Source organism: Streptomyces sp. NPDC085932 (assembly GCF_044540525.1).
Taxonomy (GTDB): Bacteria; Actinomycetota; Actinomycetes; order Streptomycetales; family Streptomycetaceae; genus Streptomyces; species Streptomyces levis.
Genome location: NZ_JBITSJ010000008.1, coordinates 20,256 through 43,651, shown reverse-complemented (window position 1 = coordinate 43,651; position 23,396 = coordinate 20,256). Strand labels below are relative to the sequence as shown.

Annotated in this window: 22 protein-coding genes; 6 read left to right on the top strand and 16 right to left on the bottom strand. The window is 73.6% G+C overall.

Annotated elements, in window-relative coordinates:
• The first annotated feature begins 135 nt into the window (after positions 1-135).
• Genes ACIGAQ_RS32885 through ACIGAQ_RS32875 form a run of 3 tightly spaced genes read left to right on the top strand, consistent with a single transcriptional unit; the run spans position 136 to position 4,282 of the window.
• Positions 136-621 (top strand): hypothetical protein, encoded by a 486-nt coding sequence (locus ACIGAQ_RS32885; RefSeq protein ID WP_311688605.1) that lies wholly within the window; start codon positions 136-138, stop codon positions 619-621.
• Positions 621-3,644 carry an ATP-binding cassette domain-containing protein gene (locus ACIGAQ_RS32880; protein ID WP_399789487.1) on the top strand — a complete coding sequence of 1,008 codons (3,024 nt, stop codon included), beginning with the start codon at positions 621-623 and terminating at the stop codon, positions 3,642-3,644. The genes ACIGAQ_RS32885 and ACIGAQ_RS32880 overlap by 1 nt, the downstream gene beginning before the upstream one ends.
• Complete coding sequence (locus tag ACIGAQ_RS32875; protein WP_399789484.1) at positions 3,641-4,282, top strand: ATP-binding cassette domain-containing protein; 642 nt, start codon at positions 3,641-3,643, stop codon at positions 4,280-4,282. Before ACIGAQ_RS32880 ends, ACIGAQ_RS32875 begins: the two co-directional genes overlap by 4 nt.
• 72 nt (positions 4,283-4,354) lie before the next feature.
• On the opposite strand, the gene ACIGAQ_RS32870 is transcribed toward ACIGAQ_RS32875, so the two are convergent.
• Entirely contained in the window at positions 4,355-4,984 is a 630-nt protein-coding gene (locus ACIGAQ_RS32870; RefSeq protein ID WP_399789481.1) for a transglycosylase family protein, read from the bottom strand.
• Between the two features lie 544 nt (positions 4,985-5,528).
• Between ACIGAQ_RS32870 and ACIGAQ_RS32865 the strand changes: the two genes are divergently transcribed.
• Positions 5,529-6,311 carry a hypothetical protein gene (locus tag ACIGAQ_RS32865; RefSeq protein ID WP_311688613.1) on the top strand — a complete coding sequence of 261 codons (783 nt, stop codon included), beginning with the start codon at positions 5,529-5,531 and terminating at the stop codon, positions 6,309-6,311.
• An 86-nt stretch (positions 6,312-6,397) separates the two neighbouring features.
• Complete coding sequence (locus ACIGAQ_RS32860) at positions 6,398-6,787, top strand: hypothetical protein (protein ID WP_311688615.1); 390 nt, start codon at positions 6,398-6,400, stop codon at positions 6,785-6,787.
• Positions 6,788-6,851: 64 nt separating this feature from the next.
• Here ACIGAQ_RS32860 and der read toward each other — a convergent pair whose 3' ends face one another.
• The 5 genes from der to aroH form a co-directional block, all read right to left on the bottom strand.
• The gene (der, locus tag ACIGAQ_RS32855; protein WP_311688617.1) at positions 6,852-8,327 is read right to left on the bottom strand and encodes a ribosome biogenesis GTPase Der; all 1,476 of its coding nucleotides are present in this window, start codon (positions 8,325-8,327) and stop codon (positions 6,852-6,854) included.
• 80 nt (positions 8,328-8,407) lie between these two features.
• Entirely contained in the window at positions 8,408-9,055 is a 648-nt protein-coding gene (locus tag ACIGAQ_RS32850; RefSeq protein ID WP_399789477.1) for a lysophospholipid acyltransferase family protein, read from the bottom strand.
• Positions 9,052-9,732: a (d)CMP kinase gene (cmk, locus tag ACIGAQ_RS32845; protein WP_362278937.1), complete on the bottom strand. Its 681-nt coding sequence runs from the start codon at positions 9,730-9,732 to the stop codon at positions 9,052-9,054. Before cmk ends, ACIGAQ_RS32850 begins: the two co-directional genes overlap by 4 nt.
• Before the next feature lie 211 nt (positions 9,733-9,943).
• Positions 9,944-11,029, bottom strand: coding sequence for a prephenate dehydrogenase (locus ACIGAQ_RS32840; RefSeq protein WP_311688620.1), 1,086 nt, complete (start codon positions 11,027-11,029; stop codon positions 9,944-9,946).
• Positions 11,026-11,388, bottom strand: a complete 363-nt coding sequence (aroH, locus tag ACIGAQ_RS32835; RefSeq protein ID WP_311688622.1) for a chorismate mutase — start codon at positions 11,386-11,388, stop codon at positions 11,026-11,028. The genes ACIGAQ_RS32840 and aroH overlap by 4 nt, the downstream gene beginning before the upstream one ends.
• Before the next feature lie 182 nt (positions 11,389-11,570).
• Between aroH and ACIGAQ_RS32830 the strand changes: the two genes are divergently transcribed.
• Entirely contained in the window at positions 11,571-12,017 is a 447-nt protein-coding gene (locus ACIGAQ_RS32830) for a Rieske (2Fe-2S) protein (RefSeq protein ID WP_362278935.1), read from the top strand.
• Positions 12,018-12,020: 3 nt separating this feature from the next.
• Here the strand turns inward: ACIGAQ_RS32830 and ACIGAQ_RS32825 are convergent, their stop codons facing one another.
• From ACIGAQ_RS32825 to ACIGAQ_RS32780, 10 genes are all read right to left on the bottom strand, one after another.
• Positions 12,021-13,040, bottom strand: coding sequence for an ADP-ribosylglycohydrolase family protein (locus ACIGAQ_RS32825; protein ID WP_399789472.1), 1,020 nt, complete (start codon positions 13,038-13,040; stop codon positions 12,021-12,023).
• Positions 13,037-13,756, bottom strand: a complete 720-nt coding sequence (locus tag ACIGAQ_RS32820) for an NUDIX hydrolase (protein WP_399790112.1) — start codon at positions 13,754-13,756, stop codon at positions 13,037-13,039. Before ACIGAQ_RS32820 ends, ACIGAQ_RS32825 begins: the two co-directional genes overlap by 4 nt.
• 68 nt (positions 13,757-13,824) lie before the next feature.
• Complete coding sequence (locus ACIGAQ_RS32815; protein WP_311688628.1) at positions 13,825-14,943, bottom strand: pseudouridine synthase; 1,119 nt, start codon at positions 14,941-14,943, stop codon at positions 13,825-13,827.
• The gene (gene scpB / locus ACIGAQ_RS32810; RefSeq protein ID WP_311688630.1) at positions 14,943-15,629 is read right to left on the bottom strand and encodes an SMC-Scp complex subunit ScpB; all 687 of its coding nucleotides are present in this window, start codon (positions 15,627-15,629) and stop codon (positions 14,943-14,945) included. The genes ACIGAQ_RS32815 and scpB overlap by 1 nt, the downstream gene beginning before the upstream one ends.
• Positions 15,626-16,630, bottom strand: coding sequence for a segregation and condensation protein A (locus ACIGAQ_RS32805; protein ID WP_399790109.1), 1,005 nt, complete (start codon positions 16,628-16,630; stop codon positions 15,626-15,628). The genes scpB and ACIGAQ_RS32805 overlap by 4 nt, the downstream gene beginning before the upstream one ends.
• Positions 16,631-17,059: 429 nt before the next feature.
• On the bottom strand, positions 17,060-17,623 hold the full coding sequence (locus tag ACIGAQ_RS32800) for a hypothetical protein (RefSeq protein ID WP_362278933.1): 564 nt from the start codon (positions 17,621-17,623) through the stop codon (positions 17,060-17,062).
• Positions 17,608-18,735: a ParA family protein gene (locus ACIGAQ_RS32795; protein WP_086559363.1), complete on the bottom strand. Its 1,128-nt coding sequence runs from the start codon at positions 18,733-18,735 to the stop codon at positions 17,608-17,610. Before ACIGAQ_RS32795 ends, ACIGAQ_RS32800 begins: the two co-directional genes overlap by 16 nt.
• Before the next feature lie 425 nt (positions 18,736-19,160).
• On the bottom strand, positions 19,161-20,285 hold the full coding sequence (ald, locus tag ACIGAQ_RS32790) for an alanine dehydrogenase (protein ID WP_094055414.1): 1,125 nt from the start codon (positions 20,283-20,285) through the stop codon (positions 19,161-19,163).
• Positions 20,286-20,423: 138 nt separating this feature from the next.
• Positions 20,424-22,463, bottom strand: coding sequence for a tetratricopeptide repeat protein (locus tag ACIGAQ_RS32785; RefSeq protein WP_399789467.1), 2,040 nt, complete (start codon positions 22,461-22,463; stop codon positions 20,424-20,426).
• A 240-nt stretch (positions 22,464-22,703) separates the two neighbouring features.
• A complete protein-coding gene (locus tag ACIGAQ_RS32780; RefSeq protein WP_362278931.1) occupies positions 22,704-23,330 on the bottom strand; it encodes an NUDIX hydrolase in 627 nt (208 codons plus the stop codon).
• Between the last annotated feature and the right edge of the window lie 66 nt (positions 23,331-23,396).

Sequence of the window (23,396 nt, the reverse complement as noted above, 5' to 3'; positions counted from 1 at the left end):
CGGTCCGGGCCATGCGCGCCCGGTGCTTTCAGGGTCAGCTTCCACAGGGCATAGTGCAAGCGATCGGCGTACTTGAACAGGCAGCCAGACACGTGCACAGCCGGAACCGACGTGTGGGAGCCAGTGATCCGAGTGATGCGTACCAGCCGACTGCGGACCGTGCACCCCCTCCTGTGGGCCGGCTGGGCCGCGCTGGCCGCCGGCGCGGTGCTGTGCGTCGTCGGCTGGTACGGGATCTCCGGCGAGCGCTACGCCGAACGGCAGCTGCCCTACCTGGCCTCCTGCACGGTCCCCGGGGCCGCGCTGCTCGTCGCCGGGGCGGTGCTGCTGGCCCACGGCCGGGGTGCCATCGCCGCCGCGCGCGTGGAGGAGCTGTACGGCCTGCTGGTGGCGGCCGAACCCGACGAGGACCACGAGGGGGCCGGGACCGGCCGGGCCGCGTTCGCGCCGCTCGCGGTCAGCGGTGAGCTGCTGATGGTGCCGGGCGGCACGCTGTGGCACCGCGCGGACTGCCCGCTGGTCGCGGGGAAGGCCGAGGCGGTGCCGGTGGACTCCAAGCTGCTCGCGAGCGGAGAGCTGAGCCCCTGCCCGATCTGCGAGCCGGCCGAAGAAACCGACTGATGTCCTCGCTGACGTACGACCTCACCCTGGCCGGCCTCTCGGTCGGCAGCGCGGCGGCGCTCACCGGGATCGGCCTGATCGTGACGTACCGCGCGACCGGGGTGCTCAACTTCGCGCACGGCGCGATCGCGATGGTGTGCGCCTACGCGCTGCGCCAGTGCGTGGTCGGGTGGGGCTGGCCCCTGTGGCTGGGGGCCGCGGTGACCCTGCTGGTGCTGGCGCCGGGGCTGGGGGTGGCGCTGGAACGGTTCGTCTTCCGTCCCCTGTCGGTTCTGGGCGCTGACCCGGCGCAGTCGCTCGTGGCCTCCATCGGGGTGTTCGTGCTGCTGGTGGGCGGGGCGGCGCTGCTGTGGGGGCAGGGCGCGCGGGACGACGCGCCGGAGCTGGTGCCGGACGAGCCGTGGGGGCAGCTGGCGGTGGTGCTGGTGCTGGCCGCCGGGGTCGCCGCGGTGGTGCGCCGGACGCGGTTCGGGCGGGAGCTGCGGGCGGTGGTCGACGACCGGCGGCTCGCCGTGCTGGGCGGTATCGACGCGGACCGGGTCGCGGCGGCGGGCTGGGCGTTCGGCTCCTTCACGGCGGGTCTGACGGGCGTGCTGCTCGCCCCGTACGTGCGGCTCGATCCGTACGGGCTGCCGCTGCTGGTGATGGAGGTCGTGGCGGTCGCGGTGGCCGCGCGGATGCGGAGCCTGCCGGTGGCGGTGGGGGTGGCGCTCGGCATCGGGGTGGCCCAGAGCCAGCTGACGCGTCTGCACCCGTCGGGCTGGGCCGAGCCGCTGCTCCAGACGGCGGGCACGAACCTGTTCGTCGTGGCGCTGCTCGTCGCGGCGCTGGTGCTGCCCGGTGTCGGGGCGCGGGACGCGCTGCCGCGCCCGGCGAGCACGCGGGTGCCGACGCCGCCCGGCGCGTGGATCGTCGCGGGCGTGCTGTTCCTGCTGCCGCTGGGTCTGGCCGGCCGCGACCTGCACACCTCGGTGCAGGTGCCGGCCCTGGCCGTGATCCTGCTGTCCCTGGTGGTGGTGACCGGGCGCGGCGGCCAGATCTCGCTGGGGCAGGCGGCGTACGCGGGTCTGGGCGCGCTGTTCACCGCCCTGCTGGCAGCCGGCCGCTTCCCGGGGCTGCCGCGTCTGCCGGAGCTGGCGGCCCTCGCGGTGGCGGTCGTCCTGGTGGCGCCGCTGGGTCTGCTCACCGGCTGGCCGGCGATCGGCCGCCGGGGCCTGGCGCTGGCGCTGGCGACGTTCGCGGTGGGCGTGGGGGTGAGCCGGTTCGTCTTCGCGCAGCCGTACGCGACGTCGGGTCTGACCCTCGGCCGCCCGGCGGGCTTCGCCGGCGACCGGGCCTACTATGTCCTCGAACTGCTGCTGCTGGCGGGCGCGCTGCTGGCGGTGCACGCGCTGCGCCGGGGCCGCACCGGCCGGGCCCTCGCGGCCATGCGGGACCACGAGGCGGGCGCGCAGGCGGCGGGCGTGCGGGTGCCCTCCTTGAAGCTGCTGGCCTTCGTCGCGGGCGCGGCGCTGGCCGCGCTGGGCGGCGGCATGCTGGGCATGGGCCTGCGCGCCTTCGACGCCGCCGCCTACGACCCGGTGCGGGGCCTGCTGTGGTTCGCCGCGGTGGTGGTGCTGGGCGCCGACAGCACGCTGGGCGCCCTCGCCGCGGCGGCCCTCCTGGTCGGCCTGGACGCGGGCACCCGCGGCGGGGTCGCGGCGGCCCTGATCGGCGTCCTGGCGGTCCTGGTGGGCCGCTTCCCCGGCGGCCCGTACGAGGCCCTGCGCACCACGGCGGAACGCCTGCGCCTGCGGCGCACCCCGACCCTGACACCACGCGGCACCAGGGCACGCACCCTGCTGCGCCCGTATCCGGCAGAACCGCGACGGGCCCGGAGAGCGCCGGTACCGGCCGGGGCGACGGGGGTGTCGGGATTTGACGGGGGGACGGGGTTGTCGGGGCCCGACGGGAGGACCGGGGTGTCCGGGTCCGCCGGAGCGACGGAAAGGTCCGGGCCCACCCGGGCGACAGGAGAGCCCGGGCCCGCCAGGAAGACAGGGGTGTCAGGGCCCGACGGGAGGACCGGGGTGTCCGGGTCCGCCAGAGCGACGGGAATGTCGGAGCCCGACGGGACGACGGGAGGGTCGGGGCCCGCCGGAGCGACGGGAGAGCCCGGGTCCGCCGGGGCAGCAGGGGTGTCGATGCCCGGCGGGGGCGGGTCTCCGCCGCTTTCCGGGGCCGCTCCCCCGGCCACGACACACCACGAGACGACGCCCGGCGTGCGGACGCCCGGCCACCCGCGCACCGCCCCGCCCGCGCACCCCACCCGCCCTTCCACCCCCGCGTCCCCTCTCCTCACCGCCCGCCGCCTGCGTGCCCGCTACGGCGGGTTCACCGCTCTCGACGGAGTCGACCTTGACCTCTTCCCGGGCCGGGTCACCGCGGTCGTCGGGCCCAACGGGGCCGGGAAGAGCACCCTGTTCCACTGTCTGGCCGGGACGCTGCGGCCGACCCGCGGGGCGGTGCTGCTCGGAGGGCGGGACATCACCGCGCTGCCGGCGCACGCCCGGACCCGGCTCGGTGTCGCGCGCAGCTTCCAGCAACTGGCCGTCTTCCCCTCGCTGACGGTGGCCGAGAACGTCCGGGTGGGTGCCGAGCAGGGCCGGGTCGCCGATCCTCACGCCGTGGAGCGGACCCTCAGGCTGCTGGGGCTGGACGGGCCGGTACGGGCACGGCCCGCCGCCGGGCTGCCGACCGGGACACTGCGCCGCGTCGAACTCGCCCGGATCCTCGCGGGCGGCCCCCGCGTGCTGCTGCTCGACGAACCCGCCGCCGGTCTGGACACCGCGGAGGTGGACGCCCTGACCCGCGTGCTCCGGGCGCTGGCCGCCGACGGCACGGCCCTCCTCGTCGTCGAGCACGATCTGGACCTGGTCGCGGACCTCGCCGACGTCGTGCACGTGATGACGGCGGGCCGGATCGTCGCCTCGGGCCCGCCCGGTCGCGTACTGGACGCCCAGGGAAGGGGAGCCGCCCGATGACCACCGTCTCCCTGCGCCACGCGCGCGTGCGCTACGGTCCACTGGAGGCCCTGCACGGCGTCACCCTCGCCGCCCCGGGCCCGGGCCTGACCGTGCTGCTGGGCCGCAACGGCTCCGGCCGCACGACCGCGCTGCGCGCACTGGCCGGGACGGTGCCCCTGGCGGGCGGGTCGGTGGTGTGGGACGGCACCGACGTGACCCGGGTACCGGCGTATCGGCGGGCCCGGCGCGGGATGTGCCTGGTGCCGGAGCGGCAGGCGGTGTTCGGTTCGCTCACCGTCCGCGAGAACCTCGACCTGGTCGCCCGCGACCACGGCACGGCCCTCGACGCCTATCCCCAGCTGCGTCCCCTGCTGGAGCGGCGCGCCGGCACCCTCTCCGGCGGCGAGCAGCGCATGCTCGCCCTGTCCCGGGCGCTGCTGGCACGCGCGCGCGTGGTGCTGGTCGACGAGCCCGCCCAGGGCATGTCGCCCGCGGTGGCGGCCCGCACCTACGAGGTGCTGACCGCGCTGGACGCGTGTGTCGTGGTCGCCGAACAGCGGCTGCCGCCCGCCCTGCGGGACCGGCCCGCGTTCGTCTACGAACTGCGCCGCGGTGCCGTCGTGTTCGCCGGGGAGGCGGGCGAGCTCACGCGGTGACCCGGCGCGCCGCGGCCCCGTCCGGTCGGCCGACCGGACGGGGCCCGTGTCCCGGCGAGGGGGAGCAGCGGCTCAGACGTCGAGGCGCAGGCCGGGCACGATCATGTCGGGATCACCGCCGACGACCGCCCTGTTGACGGCGTACAGGCGCTGCCAGGTGGTCCCGTGCCGGGCGGCCACGGCGCTCAGCGTGTCGCCCGCGCGGACGGTGTAGTCGCCGCGGGAGGCGCCGCGGTCCGGGTGTGCCGTGGGTCGTGCCGGCGCCTTCGCGGGCTTCTCCGGCACGGACCGGGTGTTCGCCGCGCCGGCGGCGGGTGCGCTGCCGCTCGCCCCGGCGCGTGCCGAGCAGACGGGCCAGGCGCCCCAGCCCTGGGACCTCTGGACCTCGGTGGCGACGGCGATCTGCTGGGACCTGCTCGCCCGGTCGGCGGTGGGCGCGTAGGCCGTGCCGCCGTAGGCCCGCCAGGTGGAGGGGGCGAACTGGAGTCCGCCGTAGTAGCCGTTGCCGGTGTTGATGTGCCAGTTGCCGCCGCTCTCGCACTGGGCGATGCGGTCCCACACCCCGCTGTCGGCCGCCGCGGCGTTCCCGGTCGCGGCGAGCAGTCCGAGAGGCGCGAGCAGTGCCGCTCCGGCGAGGACCGCCGTCGTACGCACCTGGTTCTTCCGGACGTTGTCGCGAGCGTTATGGGCACATTCGGACATGTGGTTCCCTCTCGACGCACTCGGGGTCCCCCGGGCGGCACGCCACGCCCCGCGCCATGGGGCGCGGAGGTCGCGCTCGCCCCGTCCGCCGGCGGTGGCGCTGTGCACGGTCCCGAGGGAGCCGTGCGGCCGGCGGACGTACCCGAGCGGTGCTCGATGCACACGGCCGAGGAATCTAAGGAGGTCGACGGTCCGCCATCAACCGGTCGCCCGTTGTGGCAGGCCAGTTCGTCGATACCCGAGGTAACGGCGATTTCCGGACACCCACTTCATTCGCGGATTTCCGGATTTGTCGACCCAACGGTTCGACGATCTGTGACCCACTTCACCTTCCCAACACCCTTTACACGGAGGCTAGTTGACGTTGAGTGCGCGATTCCGCGCGCACGGTGACCCTGCGCGGCGGTTGGTTCGATTCCGTTCGCTCCGAGGCGTGACTCCCGCCACAGATCGCCCGTTGTCTTCTTCATGAGCCGGGGCCGACCCGGACCACGGGCCGGGAGCCACCCGGCCTCGCCACGCACCGCATCCCAGGGAGCCACCCGTGCCGCGCATGCTCGACGTCAGCGACGAGGTACGCGCCGAGATCGGCGACGAAGAAGCCGACCGCCTGCTCGCCGGAGAGACCGCCCCGGGCAGTTACGACTGCACGTCCTGCCGCACTCCGGGCGACTCCGAACAGGAGCGCACCAGCACCGTCCTGTTCATCGGGGACGAGACCGCCGTCCTCGCCTTCGCCCACGCCGGCTGCCTGCCCTCGCAGGTCGTCCAGGTCACCGAGGAGCAGCTCCGGGGCGCCGTGAAGTCGATCACCGGCGACACCGTCGACCTGGAGCCCGACAAGGTGGTGCCCGAGCAGGCGGTGCTCGGGGTGACCAGCGGACTGGTGCTGATCGGCGGCGAGTTGCACCCGGCCCTGGTGGTGGAGCCGACCGCGCCCATCGCCCGGCCCGGCACGACCGGCGCCGGCGACGACTTCCTGCCGCTGCTGATCGAGCAGGGCTTCATGCCGCTGACCGAGCTGTCGGCCGTGCCGCCGGTGCTGCACGGCTGGTCCGTGCTGCTCGCGGTGGGACAGCTGCACGCGGTGCTCCAGCCCTCCGCCAACGGCGGCCAGCCGGTGGCCTGGTGGCAGGCACACCAGCCGCTGCAGGTCACCGACGCCTGGCGGTCGGCCGCCAACAAGCACCAGCAGGTGCTGATGTTCGCCGCCCCCGTCGGCTCGATCGGCCGGCAGCCGCGCGAGGACCTGCTGCGGGACGCCCTGGACAAGGCGGCGGCCAACGGCAAGCTCGTCGCCGCGGCCCTGCCGCTGGCCGGCACCTGAGCCGGACGTCACCCGCGTGGGCCGCACCCCTGCGAAAGCCGTAACCGCAGCCGCATCCCTTGACCCGCGGGGTCGTTTGGACATACGTGCACGCATACGAGGTTCCCCGCCGCCAGTCCTTCTCGTCGATCCCCTCCGCGCGGTCGGCTCAGGACTCCCAGGGCGGCCCATCGGCCACGCCGATCTACGACGCGCTCTACGCCGAGTACGTCAAGTCCTTCCGCGCGCTGCCCGGCGACCGCAGCGGCGAGGAGAAGCTGGGCTTCACCGCCTTCGGGAACATTCCGCACAGTACGGGCTCGTACAGCAGTTCACACGGCAGCTCGTACAGTGCCTACAGCGCGGGTGCCCAGAGCGCCCGGCACGCCGCCGCGCAGCAGCCGCAGTGGCAGCGCGTCGGAACCATCGGCTCGCACGGCGGGCAGATGCACCACGTGCCGGCCGCGCTGCCGCCGGGGCGGCGCGGCGGCGTCTGAGCGGGCACCGGACACACAGGTGAGGGGCGGCCCCCGGCGGGCCGCCCCTCACCTGTGTGTCGCGCTACTTCTTCTTGCCGCGCTTCTCGCGCACCCGCACCGAGATGTGGATCGGCGTCCCCTCGAAGCCGAACTCCTCGCGCAGACGGCGCTCGATGAAGCGCCGGTAGCCCGCCTCGATGAAGCCGGAGGCGAAGAGCACGAACCGCGGCGGCTTGGTGCCCGCCTGCGTGCCGAACAGGATGCGGGGCTGCTTGCCGCCCCGGATGGGGTGCGGGTGGGCGGCGACCAGCTCGCCGAGGAAGGCGTTGAGCCGACCCGTCGGCACCCGGGTCTCCCAGCCGGCCAGGGCCGTCTCGATCGCCGGGACCAGCTTCTCCATGTGCCGGCCGGTGCGCGCCGAGACGTTCACGCGCGGCGCCCAGGCGACCTGGCCGAGCTCGGTCTCGATCTCCCGCTCCAGGTAGTAGCGGCGCTCCTCGTCGAGGGTGTCCCACTTGTTGAACGCCAGGACGACCGCACGGCCCGCCTCGACGGCCATCGTGACGATGCGCTGGTCCTGCACCGAGATGGACTCGGAGGCGTCGATCAGGATGACCGCGACCTCCGCCTTCTCGACGGCGGCCGCGGTGCGCAGCGAGGCGTAGTAGTCGGCGCCCTGCTGGAGGTGCACCCGCTTGCGGATGCCGGCCGTGTCGACGAACTTCCAGGTGACGCCGCCGAGTTCGATCAGCTCGTCGACCGGGTCGCGGGTGGTGCCCGCCAGCTCGTTGACGACGACGCGCTCCTCGCCCGCCACCTTGTTCAGCAGGGAGGACTTGCCGACGTTGGGGCGTCCGATCAGGGCGATGCGGCGCGGGCCGCCGATGCCGCCCCCGCCGAAGGACTCGCGGGGCGCCTCGGGCAGCACCTCCAGGACCTGGTCGAGCATGTCGCCCGTGCCGCGGCCGTGCAGCGCGGAGACCGGATAGGGCTCCCCCAGGCCCAGTGACCACAGGTAGGCCGCGTCGGCCTCGCCGCTCGGGCCGTCCACCTTGTTGGCGCACAGCACGACCGGCTTGCCGGCCTTGCGCAGCAGCCGCACGACGGCCTCGTCGGTGTCCGTGGCGCCGACCTTGGCGTCCACGACGAACACGACGGCGTCGGCGGCCTCGATCGCGTACTCGGCCTGGGCGGCGACGGAGGCGTCGATGCCGAGGACGTCCTGCTCCCAGCCGCCGGTGTCGACGACCTTGAAGCGGCGGCCCGCCCACTCGGCCTCGTAGGTGACGCGGTCGCGGGTGACGCCGGGCTTGTCCTCGACGACGGCCTCGCGGCGCCCGATGATGCGGTTGACGAGGGTCGACTTGCCGACATTGGGGCGGCCGACGACGGCGAGTACGGGCAGCGGGCCGTGACCCGCCTCCTCGATCGCGCCCTCGACGTCCTCGAGGTCGAAGCCCTCCTCCGCGGCGAGCTCCATGAACTCCGCGTACTCGGCGTCGCCGAGCGCCCCGTGGTCGTGCTCCTGCGCGCCCTCGGGCTGGATGTGGTCGTTCATGAAGTCCGTACCTCGTCGTTCATCGTGGTGGTCGGTGGAGGGTCCGCCGTGGTGCGGGCCGTTCCACTACTCAGTGTCGCCTAGCGCCTGGTGAGGCGCCTGGCGTTTTCCAGGTGGGCGGCCAGCTGCTTCTGTATGCGGCCGGTCGCCTCGTCGAGTGCCCTGCGCGTGCGGCGGCCGCTGCCGTCGCCGGCCTCGAAGGGCTCGCCGAAGACGACGTCGACGCGCGAGCGCAGTGGGGGCAGCGCCTTTATCAACCGTCCGGGCCGCTCGGAACTTCCCAGCACGGCCACCGGCACGATCGGGGCGCTGCTGCGGACCGCGAAGTAGGCGAGCCCGGCGCGCAGCGAGGCGAAGTCGCCCTCGCCGCGGGTGCCCTCCGGGAAGATGCCGAGCACGCCGCCGGCGTCCAGCACGCCGAGCGCGCGGGTGATCGCCGTGCGGTCGGTGGTGTCACGGTCCACCTTCAGCTGGCCGATACCGGTCAGGAAGGGGTCGAGCGGGCCGACGAACGCCTCCTTCTTGATCAGGAAGTGCGTCGGCCGGGGCGCCACGCCCATGACCATCGGGCCGTCGATGTTGTGGGAGTGGTTGACCGCGAGGATCACCGGGCCGGTCGCGGGCACCTTCCAGGCGCCGAGCACGCGCGGCTTCCACAGCCCGTACATCAGGCCGACGCCGATGCGCCGCCCGACCTCGGCGCCCCGCGCCGAAGGCAGCTCGGTCACTTCCCGGCCCGCTTCTCCTCGACGAGGGTGACGACGCACTCGATGACCTGGGCCAGGGTGAGCTCGGTGGTGTCCACCTCGACGGCGTCGTCCGCCTTGGCGAGCGGGGAGGTCTTGCGGCTGGAGTCGGCGGCGTCGCGCTTGATCAGGGCCTCGCGCGTGGACTGCACGTCGGCGCCCTTCAGCTCACCGCTGCGGCGGGCGGCGCGGGCCTCGGCGGAGGCGGTGAGGAAGATCTTCAGGTCGGCGTCCGGCAGCACGGTCGTGCCGATGTCGCGGCCCTCGACGACGATCCCCTGCGCGGCGGAGGCCGCGATGGAGCGCTGCAGCTCGGTGATCCGGGCCCGCACCTCGGGTACCGCGCTGACCGCGCTGACCTTGGAGGAGACCTCCTGGGTGCGGATCGGGCCGGCCACGTCCACGCCGTCGACGGTGATCGTCGGCCCCTCCGGGTCGGTGCCCGAGACGATCTCGGGCTTGCCCGCGGCGGCGGCGACGGCGGAGGGGTCGTCGACGTCGATGCCGTTGTTCACCATCCACCAGGTGATCGCCCGGTACTGGGCGCCGGTGTCCAGGTAGCTCAGCCCGAGCTGGGCCGCCACGGCCTTCGACGTGCTCGACTTGCCGGTGCCGGCGGGGCCGTCGATGGCGACAATCACTGGCGTGGCGCTTTCCACTGTGGGGACCTTCCTGAACCGGGCTGGCGGGGTGAGGGCGCGACTGCCCCGCACAAGGTTACTGGGTGCGGGTCACTCGTCCGGCCGCGCGTCGGCGCCGGGGCCGGACGAGTGACGAGGCCCCGCTCACACCCGCGCCGCCCGGCGCACGACCGGCCGGCGCGCGCAGCGGCCCCCTGGGCACCCGCCTCCGGCGCCGCACCGGCACCGGCTACTGCCGGATCGCCCAGCCCCGCTCGCGCAGCGCGGCGGACAGCACCGGCGCGGCCTTCGGCTCCACCATGAGCTGCACGAGTCCGGCCTGCTGCCCGGTCGCGTGCTCGATCCGCACGTCCTCGATGTTGACCCCGGCCATGCCCGCGTCCGCGAAGATCCGGGCCAGCTGCCCCGGCTGGTCGTCGATGAGCACGGCCACGACCTCGTAGACCCGCGGAGCGGACCCGTGCTTGCCGGGGACGCGGACCTGCCCGGCGTTGCCGCGCCGCAGCACGTCCTCGATCCCGCCGGCCCCTTCGCGCCGCTTGTGGTCGTCGGACGACTGCAGCGCCCGCAGCGCCCGCACGGTCTCCTCCAGGTCGGCGGCGACGTCCGTGAGCAGGTCGGCGACCGGCCCGGGGTTGGCGGAGAGGATGTCGATCCACATCCGGGGGTCGGAGGCGGCGATCCTCGTCACGTCCCGGATGCCCTGCCCGCACAGCCGCACGGCGGCCTCCTCGGCGTGCTCCAGCCGCGCGGCGACCAGGCTGGAGACCAGGTGGGGCATGTGGGAGACGAGTGCGACGGCCCGGTCGTGCGCGTCGGCGTCCATCACCACCGGCACCGCACGGCAGTGCGAGACCAGCTCCAGGGCGAGGTTCAGCACCTCGGTGTCGGTGTCCCGGGTCGGGGTGAGCACCCAGGGGCGGCCCTCGAAGAGGTCGCCGCTCGCGGCGAGCGGGCCGGACTTCTCCCGGCCGGACATGGGGTGCGTGCCGATGTAGGCCGCGAGGTCGAGGCCGCGCGCCTCCAGCTCGCGGCGCGGCCCGCCCTTGACGCTGGCCACGTCGAGGTAGCCGCGCGCCGCACCGCGGCCCATGGCGTCGGCGAGCACGTCGGCCACGTACGCGGGCGGGGCGGCGATGACGGCCAGGTCGACGGGCCCGTCCGGCGCGTCGTCCGTCCCGGCGCCGAGCGCGGCCGCCGTACGGGCCTGCTCCGGGTCGGGGTCGGCGAGGTGCACGGTGACGCCCCGCTGGGACAGGGCGAGAGCGGCGGACGTGCCGATGAGGCCGGTGCCGATGACGAGTGCGGTTCTCACTGGGCGATGTCCTTGCGCAGGGCGGCGGCGGCGCCGAGGTAGACGTGGGCGATCCCGGCGCGGGGCCGGTCGGACTCGATGTGTGCGAGGACCCGGACGACACGCGGCATGGCGCCTTCGACGTCCAGCTCCTGGGCGCAGATCAGGGGGACGTCGACGATCCCCAGCTTCCGGGCGGCGGCCGCCGGGAAGTCGCTGTGCAGGTCGGGCGTGGCCGTGAACCAGATGCTGATCAGGTCGTCGGGGACCAGGTCGTTGCGCTCCAGGATGGCCGAGAGCAGGGCGCCTACCTGCTCGTCCATGTGCCCGGCCTCGTCCCGTTCCAGTTGGACGGCGCCCCGGACCGCTCGTACCGCCACGGCGATGCTCCTCGTTGACGTGCGTGTCGCTCTGCGTCCGTCCAGCCTAGTCAGCCCGCGGGGACCGGGTACGCGGCGCCCGCCCGGCGAGACGCCGGGATTGCTGCCCTTTGGGTATTTTCAGAGTCGGCATACAGCGAAATCCTTTTCCTCCTTCTTCATCACACCTTCGGAGTGACGACATGACCCACGAGACCACGCGCCGCACGGTCCTCCTGGCCACGGGCGCGACGGGCGCGGTGGCACTCGTCGCGGCCTGCGGCGGTGGCGGCGACGACAACGGCTCCGCGGCGACGGACTCCCCCACCGGCCGGGACGCCACGAGCGCCTCCGCGGGCCAGGGCAAGGAGCTGGCCTCGACCGGCGAGATCCCGGTCGGCGGTGGCACGATCTTCAAGGACGAGAAGGTCGTGGTGACCCAGCCGGAGCAGGGGCGGTTCAAGGCCTTCTCCGCGATCTGCACGCACCAGCGCTGCCTGCTGGGGTCGGTCTCCGACGGCACGATCAACTGCCCGTGCCACGGCAGCAGGTTCCGCATCGCGGACGGCTCGGTGGCCGACGGCCCGGCGACGAGCCCCCTGCCCGCCGAGAAGATCACCGTGGAGGGCGGCTCCGTCCGCCTGGCGTGACGGTCAGGCGTCCCAGAGCGCCCCGAGGGTCAGCAGATCGGTCCGGCACTCGACGCGGTCGGCCCACTCGGCCGGCCAGGCCTCCGCGCCCAGGTGCGCGCCGGCGAAGGCGCCGGTGAGGCAGGCGATCGAGTCCGAGTCACCGGCGGTGCAGGCGGCCCGGCGCAGGGCCGTGACCGGCTCGTCGACGAAGAGCAGGAAGCACAGCAACCCGGTCGCCAGCGCCTCTTCGGCGATCCAGCCCTCCCCGGTGGCCAGGCACGGGTCGGTCTCCGGCGACACGGTCCGTAGGGCGTGCTGGAGCCGGTCGAGTATCGCCAGGCACTCGTCCCAGCCGCGGGCGATGAACTGCCCGGGCCCGGCGTCCTCGGCCCGCCTCCACAGGTCGCCGAGCCAGCGCTCGTGGTACCGGCTGCGGTTCTCCAGGGCGTACGACCGCAGCAGTCCGACGAGCCCGGTCGGCTCGGCGCCCCGCGCGAGCAGGCGTACGGCGTGTGCGGTGAGGTCGGAGGCGGCCAGGGCGGTGGGGTGCCCGTGGGTGAGGGCGGACTGCAACTGGGCGGCGCCCGCGCGCTGTTCGTCGCTGAGTCCGGGCACCAGGCCCAGGGGTGCGACGCGCATGTTGGCACCGCAGCCCTTGGAGTGGATCTGGCTGGCGTCCTGCCAGGGCCGGGAGACGTCCTTCAGCAGTGAGCAGGCCTTCAGGCACGTGCGGCCGGGGGCCCGGTTGTTCTGCGGCGACTGGTACCAGTCGACGAACTCCTCGCGCAGGGTCGAGGCCAGCCGCGAGGGTGTCAGCAACCCCCGGTCCATGGCCGTGCGCACCGCCCGGCCGACCGCCAGGGTCATCTGCGTGTCGTCCGACACACAGGCGCGCCGGGGCAGCGGCAGCTCGCGCCACGGACCGTGCTTGGCGAGGATCGTCGGCACGTCGTCGAACTCGGTCGGATATCCCAGCGCGTCCCCGAGGGCGAGACCCGTGAGCGCCCCGGTGGCGGCCTGTTTGTGGACGAGGGTGGTCATGCGGGGCGTCCTTCCGGGGTCGGCCTCAGCAGCGGCGGGTGGAGGGCGGTGGCGGTCCCGGCGCGGTAGAGCGCGGCGGGCTTGCCGCGGCCGCCGGTCAGCCGCGCGGCGCCGGGGACGGGTTCGACGAAGCCGGGGGTGGCGAGGACCTTGCGCCGGAAGTTGGGCCGGTCGAGCGGGGTGCCCCACACCGCCTCGTAGACCTGCTGGAGCTCGCCGAGGGTGAACTCGGGCGGGCAGAAGGCGGTGGCGAGGCAGGTGTACTCCAGCTTGGCGCCGACGCGCTCGTGGGCGTCGGCGAGGATGCGGTCGTGGTCGAACGCGAGCGGCCCCGCCGTGCCGTATCGCACCCAGTCGGCCCGTGCGGCGTCGCTGCCGCCGTGCGCCTCGGGCGCGTCGGGCAGCAGCGCGGCGTAGGCGACCGACACGACCCGCATCCGGGGGTCGCGGCCGGGCTCGCTGTAGGTCCGCAGCTGCTCCAGGTGCAGCCCGGAGACGTCCGACAGGCCCGTCTCCTCGGCGAGTTCGCGCCGGGCGGCCGTCTCCGCGGACTCGTCGGGCTGCACGAACCCGCCGGGCAGGGCCCGGTGCCCGGCGTACGGCTCCTGTCCGCGCTCGACGAGCAGCACGTGCAGGACCGTCTCCCGGAGGGTGAACACGGCGAGGTCGACGGTGACGGCGAAGGGCTCGTGGGCGTACTTGTCGTAGCCGTTCATGGCGAGCACCGGACACCCCCTTTTATAGTCAGCACGACTATAAAAGGGGGTGCCGGTGACCACAAGGCCTAGAGGTCGACCTCCTGCATCAGCATCCCGACCTCCGTGTTGGACAGCCGCCGCAGCCAGCCCGACTTCTGGTCGCCCAGCGTGATCGGGCCGAAGGCGACCCGGACCAGCTTGTCGACCGGGAAGCCGGCCTCGGCCAGCATGCGGCGCACGATGTGCTTGCGGCCCTCGTGCAGGGTGACCTCGACCAGGTAGTTCTTGCCGGTCTGCTCGACGACCCGGAAGTGGTCCGCGCGGGCGTAGCCGTCCTCCAGCTGGATGCCGTCCTTGAGCTTCTTGCCCAGGTCGCGCGGGATGGGGCCGACGATGTGCGCGAGGTAGGTCTTCTTCACGCCGTACTTCGGGTGGGTCAGGCGGTGCGCCAGCTCACCGTGGTTGGTGAGCAGGATGACGCCCTCGGTCTCGGTGTCGAGCCGGCCGACGTGGAAGAGGCGGGTCTCACGGTTGGTGACGTAGTCCCCGAGGCACTGCCGGCCCTCCGGGTCCTCCATCGTGGAGACGACCCCGGCGGGCTTGTTCAGCGAGAAGAACTGGTAGCGCTGGGTGGCGACGGTCAGCCCGTCGACCTTGATCTCGTCCTTCTCGGGGTCGACGCGCTTGCCCTGTTCCAGGACGATCTCGCCGTTGACCTCGACCCTGGCCTCGTCGATCAGCTCCTCGCAGGCGCGCCGGGAGCCGAAGCCCGCCCGGGCGAGGACCTTCTGCAGCCGCTCGCCCTCCTGCTCGGCGCCGGGGAAGGTCTTGGGGAGCTTGACCTCCTTCTTGCCGGCGTACCGGTCGCGGTTGCGCTCCTCGATCTGCGCCTCGTACTCACGGGGGCGCGCCGGGGCCGTGCGGCCCTGCTTCTGGGGCTGCCGGGGCCCGCCCTTCGCGCCGCCCCGGGCGGCTCCTCCGCGCCCGGCCTTGGGGCCGTCCTTGGTCGCCCCGGGGCCCACGTCGTAACGGCGCTCCTCCGGGCGCGGCTTCTTCGGACGGCCGCTGCCCTGCTTGTCGTCGCGGTTGTTGCCGGCGCCGCGGAAGTTGCCGCGACCACCACCACTCCCGCCGCGGCCGCCGCTGTTGCCACCACGGCTCCCGCCGTTGTTTCCGCTGCTGTTCCTGCCGCTGCTGCTTCGCATCAAAGTTCCGTCTGGTCGTCTTCGTCGTGGGTCCCCGGGCTCACCGGGCGGCCCGGCGCGTCGTCGTCGGGCGCGTCCGGGTCGAACGACGGTACGCCTTCCTGGGTCTCGCCCTCGATCGCCTCCGCCTCCGGGAGGAAGGGCGCGAGCTCCGGGAGCTCGTCCAGGCCGCGCAGGCCCATCCGCTCCAGGAAGTAGTTCGTCGTCCTGTACAGGATCGCACCTGTTTCGGGTTCCGTGCCCGCCTCCTCTATCAGGCCGCGCTGCAGGAGGGTGCGCATGACACCGTCACAGTTCACTCCGCGCACGGCCGAGACGCGGCTGCGGCTGACCGGCTGGCGGTAGGCGACCACCGCCAGGGTCTCCAGCGCGGCCTGCGTGAGGCGGGCCTGCTGGCCGTCCAGCACGAAGCGTTCGACGGCGGGCGCGTAGTCGGCCCGGGTGTAGAACCGCCAGCCGCCCGCGACGAACCGCAGTTCGAAGCCGCGGCCCTGCACGGTGTACTCGTCGGCGAGCTCCCGCAGCGCGTCGGCGATCTGCCGCTTCGGCCGCTCCAGGATCTTCGCGAGGTGCTCCTCGGTCGCGGGTTCGTCCACGACCATGAGCACGGCCTCCAGGGCGGGCTTCAGGTCGAGGCCGGCGACGTCGCGCAGCCCGGCCGGGGTCTCGGTGGCTGGTCGGCTCACGCGTTCTTCTCCTCCTTCGGCGGCTCGGGCGGCCGGTCGAACTCGTCGGTGACGGTCGGTGTCTCGTCCCCGTCCCCGCCGGTCCACCGCACGAGCAGGTCACCGAGCGCGGCCTCCTGCTCCAGGGCCACGGCCTTCTCGCGGTACAGCTCCAGCAGGGCGAGGAAGCGCGCCACGACGGTCAGGGTGTCGTCGGTGTCGGCCACGAGCGTCCGGAAGTCGGCCTCGCCGAGCTCCCGGAGCCGGGCCACCACGATCCCCGCCTGCTCCTGCACGCTGACCAACGGGGCGTGGATGTGGTCGACGTACACCTGCGGCTTGGGCCTGGGCTGCATCGCCTTGACGGCGAGCTTGGCGAATCCTTCCGCCCCGATGCTGATGACGACCTCGGGCAGCAGTTCGGCGTGGTGCGGCTCCAGCCCGACGGTACGGGGATAGCGCCGGGCCTCGTCGTCGAGCCGCCCGCTGAAGATGTCGGCGACCTGCTTGTACGCGCGGTACTGCAGCAGCCGTGCGAAGAGCAGGTCCCGGGCCTCCAGCAGTGCGAGGTCGGCCTCGTCCTCCACCTCGGCGGCGGGCAGCAGCCGGGCCGCCTTCAGGTCGAGCAGCGTGGCCGCGACGACCAGGAACTCGGTCGTCTCGTCCAGGTCCCAGTCCGGCCCGAGGGCCCGGATGTACGCCATGAACTCGTCGGTCACCTTGGACAGCGCGACCTCGGTGACGTCCAGCTTGTGCCGGGAGATCAACTGCAGCAGCAGATCGAACGGCCCCTCGAAGTTGGCGAGCCGCACCTTGAAGCCACCGTCACCGTCCTCCGCGTCCACCCCTCCGGCCGGAGGCCGCGCGGCGTCCCCCGGCTCGGTCCGGGTCCGCGGGACCTGCGCTCCGGGGGCGGTGACGACCCCGGCCTCGGTGTCGGCACGTGGGGCCGGCGGGAGCGTCTCGCGCAGGGCCCCGGCGGCGGATCCGGCGGCCGGACCGACGGTCTCCGCCGCGGCCACCGGCCCGGGGGCGCCGTGCCCACGCCCCGCGTGCCCGGCCTCCACGCCGGACGCGTCCTGCGCTGCCGCCTGTACGCCCTCCCAGCCCGGCTCGCAAGCGGCGGACCCGGCCGGGTTCCGACGCTCCCCGGCGACGGGCGGCTCCTCGGCCGGGGCGGACGGCACGCCGGCGCCGACGATCCCGGCCCCGACGGACGGCACGTCCGGCTCCCCGGTGTCCTCACGCGGCTCACCGGGCCGGCCCACGTCCGGCGATCGCTCCGGCGTACCCGGATCGGCGGCCGCCTGCTGCTCGGCAGGCTCCTCGGCAGGCCCCGGCGGGGCCGTGCGTGGAGCGCCCGGCCCCCTCCCCAGCGCGCGCCGGCGGCCGGCCGGGCCGCCGGGGGGTGGTGGAGAAGCGTTCGAGGTCATGGCCCTCGCAGGCTACCGCTACCGCCCGCGCAGTCGTCGTACGAGGATGCTGGCGTCTCCGCGGGTCTCCAGGTCGGCGAGGACCACGGCGACCGCCTCGCGGACGATGCGGCCCCGGTCGACGGCCAGGCCGTGCTCGCCGCGGAGCACGAGACGCGCGTGCTCCAGGTCCATGAGCTCCTCGGCCGACACGTACACCGTGATCTTCTCGTCGTGCCGCTCACGGCCGCTGGGACGGCGTGCCGCGGCCCGCCCGCGCTTGCGGGGTGCCGCGGCGGCACCCGCGGCGGCAGAACCTTCCTGCGCCGCCGGCCGGCGGCCGGAGCGGCTGCGGGACTCCCCGGCCTCGGCCGCGTCCGTGTCCGCCGCGACATGCTCCGCGCCCTCGCCGTCGCCGCCCTGCGCGGGCACCGACTGCGGTGCGTCGTCCGCGGTCGCTGCCGCCGCGTCGCCCTCGCCCGCCGGAGCGGGCACCCGGGCGTCGCCGTTGGCCGGACGCCTGGGCGAGGACGACTGCAGTCCCATCCCCCCTGTCGTACGGAAGAGTTCGTCGGCCCCCGGCAGACTCACTCGGCGTGACACCGGGCGAGCACCTCCCTGGCGAGCTGGCGGTAGGCGGCGGCACCGACGGAGTTGGAGGCGTACGTGGTGATCGGCTCACCGGCGACCGTGGTCTCCGGGAAGCGGACCGTGCGCCCGATGACCGTGTGGTAGACGTGGTCGTCGAACGCCTCGACGACACGCGCGAGCACCTCACGGCTGTGCACGGTGCGCGAGTCGTACATCGTGGCGAGGATCCCGTCGAGCTCCAGGTCGGGGTTGAGCCGCTCCTGGACCTTCTCGATGGTCTCCGTCAGCAGGGCCACGCCGCGCAGCGCGAAGAACTCGCACTCCAGCGGCACGATCACCTTGTGCGCGGCCGTCAGGGCGTTGACCGTGAGCAGGCCGAGCGAGGGCTGGCAGTCGATGACGATGAAGTCGTAGTCGTCCAGCAGCGGCTTCAGGGCGCGCTGCAGGGTCGACTCGCGGGCGACCTCGGAGACGAGCTGGACCTCGGCCGCCGACAGGTCGATGTTGCTGGGCAGCAGGTCCATGTTGGGGACCGCCGTCTTCAGCAGCACCTCGTCGGCCGCCATCCCCCGCTCCATGAGCAGGTTGTAGACGGTGAGGTCGAGCTCCATCGGGTTGACGCCGAGTCCGACCGACAGCGCGCCCTGCGGGTCGAAGTCCACGAGCAGGACACGGCGTCCGTACTCCGCGAGCGCGGCACCCAGGTTGATGGTCGACGTGGTCTTGCCGACGCCGCCCTTCTGGTTGCACATCGCGATGATCTTCGCGGGTCCGTGGTCGGTCAGCGGGCCCGGGATCGGGAAGTACGGCAGCGGGCGCCCGGTCGGGCCGATGCGCTCCCGGCGCTGTCTGGCCGCGTCGGGAGCGAGAGTGGCCGCGTACTCGGGGTCGGGCTCGTACTCCGCGTCGGGGTCGTAGAAGTGCCCCTCGGGCAGTTCGTCGTAGTCGGCGAAGTGGTTGTGGGGCGCGCCACTTCCGTCGCCGGCCATGGCGTTCACGTGATGGCCATCCATCTTCTGGTGTGCAGTGTGAGTCGCCTGCTGACTCTGGTGGGCTGCGAAGGTGCGCACAGCGACGGAGCCGACAGCCGCGAACCCCGCGGGCCCCTGGTCCCGTGCAGGCATTCCTGGTTGACCACCCCCGGGAGTAAATGTCGACTCATTCACAAGTCGTCTTACCTCCTTGGTGACCAGGAAACTTCTAGACAGGTCAGCGTGGCACCATGCCGACGGTTGGCGACTCTATGGCGTGTCGGGCGTCCGCAGCAACACAATCCGCCGGACCCGGCCCGATGTGTCGGCAATGAAACATCCCGCTGTCAAGGGCGTACGGCCGTCGCACGGCAGGTTTCACCGGTGTGCGAATCGGTTGAAGGGTTACGTTCGAGGCGAGTTGCCCGAGAATCGCGAAGTGACCATACACACATCCGGCCGGACCTTGTCGGGCAAGGTCCGGCCGGGTGCGCGGCGTTGACGACGGGTGTTGACGTATCGCCTTTGCCGTCGGGTGACTTAGCCGATTTACCGGCCGTCGCGTGCGGGTCGGGGGCTCAGCCGAGCAGCGAGGACAGCTCGACGTGCTCCACGCCGTGCGCCTCCGCGACCTCGCGGTAAACGACCTTGCCGTCATGCGTGTTGAGGCCCTTGGCCAGCGCCGGGTCGCGGCGCAGGGCGTCCACCCAGCCGTGGTTGGCCAGTTCCACGATGTACGGCAGCGTGGCGTTGGTCAGCGCGTAGGTGGAGGTGTTGGGCACCGCGCCGGGCATGTTGGCGACGCAGTAGAAGACCGACTCGTGGACCGGGAAGGTCGGCTCGGCGTGGGTGGTCGGGCGGGAGTCCTCGAAGCAGCCGCCCTGGTCGATCGCGATGTCGACAAGGACACTTCCGGGCTTCATCCGCGAGACGAGCTCGTTGGTGACCAGCTTGGGAGCCTTGGCGCCGGGGATCAGCACCGCGCCGATGACGAGGTCGGCCTCCAGGCAGGCCTTCTCCAGCTCGAAGGCGTTGGAGACGACGGTCTGGATCTTCGTGCCGAAGATCTTGTCGGCCTCGCGGAGCTTGTTGATGTCCTTGTCGAGCAGGGTCACGTGGAAGCCCATGCCGATGGCGATCTGCGCGGCGTTCCAGCCGGAGACGCCGCCGCCGATGACCACGGCACGGCCGGCGAGCACGCCGGGGACACCGCCGGGCAGCACACCGCGGCCGCCGTTGGCGCGCATCAGGTGGTAGGCGCCGACCTGCGGGGCCAGGCGGCCCGCGACCTCGGACATGGGCGCGAGCAGCGGCAGCGCGCGGCTGGGCAGCTCGACCGTCTCGTAGGCGATGGCCGTGGTGCCGGACTCCAGCAGGGCGTCGGTGCACTCCTTGGACGCGGCCAGGTGCAGGTAGGTGAAGAGCGTCTGGTCCTTGCGGAGGCGGTGGTACTCCTCGGCGATGGGCTCCTTGACCTTCAGCAGCAGGTCGGCGGTGGCCCACACCTCGTCGGCGGTGTCCAGGATCCGCGCGCCGGCGGCGACGTACTCCTCGTTCGTGATCGAGGAGCCGACACCGGCGTCGCGCTCGATGACGACCTGGTGGCCGTGGCGCACCAGCTCGTGCACGCCGGCGGGGGTGATGGCCACCCGGAACTCGTTGTTCTTGACCTCGCGGGGGATGCCGACCTTCACGTCGATCACGGTCCTTGGCTCAGAGGGTATGGGGGGTATTTCTTAGACATACCCGGGCACGCACGGGCACACCGGGAGAGACCGCAGGAGAACGTGCGGCAGAGCCAGTCTAATGAAGGTGTTCCCGCTGTCTAGCCTTCCATTGCATCAATCTTCAGTGGATGCGGTACGGATTTCGCAGGCGTCCGGTTCGGTTTGAAGGTTTGAGTCGCCGAGGATCCGCTCGGCGGCGCCCCGGTGCAGCCCGGCCGAGGCGGGATCGCCGAGGTGTTCGAGGGTGTCGGCGACCCGCAGGTGCAGCGCGGCCTGCAGCCGGGTGTCCTCCGCGCGCCGGGCCCACTCGACGGCCTCGCGGCAGGTGCGCAGCGACTCCTCGGGCCGGCCCGCGTACTCCTGGACCCGCGCCAGCTCGCTCAACGCCCGCGCCTGGGCGGCCACGTCGCCGCACCGGCGGTGCCCGGCGATCGCCGAGCGCCAGTTGCGCAGGGCCTCGCCGTAGCGGCCCGCGAAGGTGTGGGCGGCGGCGATGCGCCCGTACAGCCGGGCGGCGTCGGCGCGCTCGCCCCGGGCCAGCCGCTCGGTCAGGGCCCGTCCGAACCAGTCGGCGGCCCGGTCGAAGTCCCCGAGCTCCAGGTGTGCGCCCCCTACGGATTCCATCGCGCGGCCGGTCGCGTACGGGTCGTCGACCTCGCGTCCGGCGTCCAGGGCGGCCCGGTAGCGGGCCAGGGCGTCCGTGGTGCGGCCGGTGCGGGCGTCGAGGTCGCCGAGGTTCAGCAGGGCGGCGGCCTTCTCCCGGGGCAGGTCCCGGCGCTCGGCGATGTCGAGGACCAGGCTGTGGACGACATAGAGGTCGGGGGCGGCCGCCCGGGTCCCGACATGGGCCACCATGGCCCTGACCAGCTGTGACATCAGCCGCCTCGCCAGCGTGTCCAGCTCCCCGTCGGCGACCGCGAGCCGGGCGGCGGCGAGCAGCGCGGGCCGGGTCAGGCGCAGCCACTCGGCGGCCGCCCGCGGGGTGGAGAAGCGCAGCGCCCGCGGCATGTCGAGGAGTTTCTGGCGGGCCTGGGCGCTGTCGGTCTCGGTGATCGCCCGGCAGGCCTGCAGCAGCCGTACGGTCCGCTCCAGCATGCGGGCCCGGGCCAGCTGGAGCTCGGCCGGGCGCTCGTGGTGCCGGACGAGGAGGCGGAGCTGGTCGTGCAGGCAGCCGGGCACCTCGTACTGGGGCAGCGGTGAGTCGACCGCATGCAGGAAACCGAGGGCGACGAGGTCGTCGAGGGTGGCGCGGGCGGTGCCGACCGAGCAGCCGGCGAGTGCGGAGGCGACCTGCGGGTCGACCAGGCCGGCCGGGGCGAGGGCGAGCAGGCGCAGCATCCGGGCGGGTGTGGCGGGCAGGGCGGCGTGGGCGAGCCGGAAGACCCGGGTGAGGGCGGTGCCCTCGGGCTCCTCGGCACGCAGCTGCTTGGCCAGGTCGGAGACGGCCGCCTTGGGCCGGGCCGCGAGCCAGCCGCCCGCCAGCACCAGCGCGGCGGGTTGCCCCTGGCACTCCTCGGCGAGCCCTTCGGCGGCCCGGGGGTCGACGGTGATGCGGACCGAGCCGGTGTGCCGGGAGAGCAGTTCCACCCCGGATTTGGCGTCCAGGCCGCCCAGGGTGCAGGGGCGGACGTCCGGGATGCCGGTGAGCGGGCCGCGGGAGACCGCGACGACCAGGCAGTCCGGCGTGTCGGGCAGCAGCGCGTCGACCTGCTCGGCGTCGGCGGCGTCGTCCAGCAGGAGCAGGACGCGCCGGCCGGCCAGGGCGGTGCGCAGGGCGTCGGTGAGGTCGTCCTCGCAGGCTCCGGCCGGGGCCTGCTCCTCCAGGGCGGCGAGCAGGTCACGGGCGGCGCGCTCGACCGGTACGGGGGTGCCGTCGGGGTCGGTGAGGCGGGCGCGCAGGACCCCGTCCGGGTAACGGTCCGCCACCTGCCGGGCGAGTTCCTCGGCGAGTGCGGTGCGGCCCGAGCCGGGGCGGCCCGCGATGAGCAGCACGCGCGCGCGGGGGGCCTTGCGGCCCGCGAGGGTGTCCAGTCCGGCGCGCTCGATGTCGGCGCGCAGCTCCTTCAACTCCCGTGTGCGGCCCAGGAACTGGTGCTCCGCGGCAGCGCGCCCGGCCGGCCGCACGTCGCCTGTCTCCACGACCTGATCCGTCACGGGCCACACTCCCGTCCACCGCACCTGCGAGCCCGCCGGGACTCCGGTGCGGGCGTGCTCAGAGCCTAGTTCACGCTCTGCGACGTCCCCGGAGGAGCAGGGCGGGCACATCCCCCGATCGGATCAGCAGATCGTAGGACCGACGGAGTCGTGCTCGAAGGGGCGCGGGGAACTGCGCGACCGGCCCCGAGGGCGCCGCAGCGCCCCGACGACCGCGACACCCCCTCCCCCGCGGAGCGGCTACGCCTCGAAGGGACGCGCGGGCCAAGGGGCCTGCGCCGGGCGCAGCGCGTCCAGCCCGTCACCGGCCCGCGCGGCGACCAGCGACAGGACGCCCACCACCAGGCAGTTGTTGTGGAGGTCGCCGCCCAGCACGCCCCGGACCAGCTCCTCCACCGGCACCCGGTCGAGCTCCATGTCGGCCTCTTCCTCCGCGACCGCGAAGCGCTCGCCCTCGGCCTCGGACAGATCGCGCGCGAGGAAGATCCGCACGGCCTCGTCGCAGCCGCCGGGCGTGGTGTAGACGTCGGTCAGCACCCGCCAGTCCTCGGCCTTGACGTGCGCCTCCTCGTACAGCTCGCGCTGCGCCGCGTGCAGCGGGTTCTCGCCGGGGACGTCGAGCAGCCCGGCCGGGATCTCCCACAGCTTGTGGCGCACGGGGTGGCGGTACTGGCGCAGGACCAGGACGCGGTCGGCCTCGTCGAGGGCGAGGACGGCGACGGAGCCGGGGTGGACCTGGTAGTCGCGGCCGACCACGGTGCCGTCGGGCATGACCACGTCGTCGGTCCGGACGGAGGTCTTGTTGCCCACGAAGGGCGTGTCCGTCGCCCGGATCTCCCACTCCTCCGGGATGTCCTTGATCGTCATGCCTGTCCTTCCACGTGCCCTGCACGACTGCCGAAACGAAACCGGGGTGCACACCCTTTGAAGGGA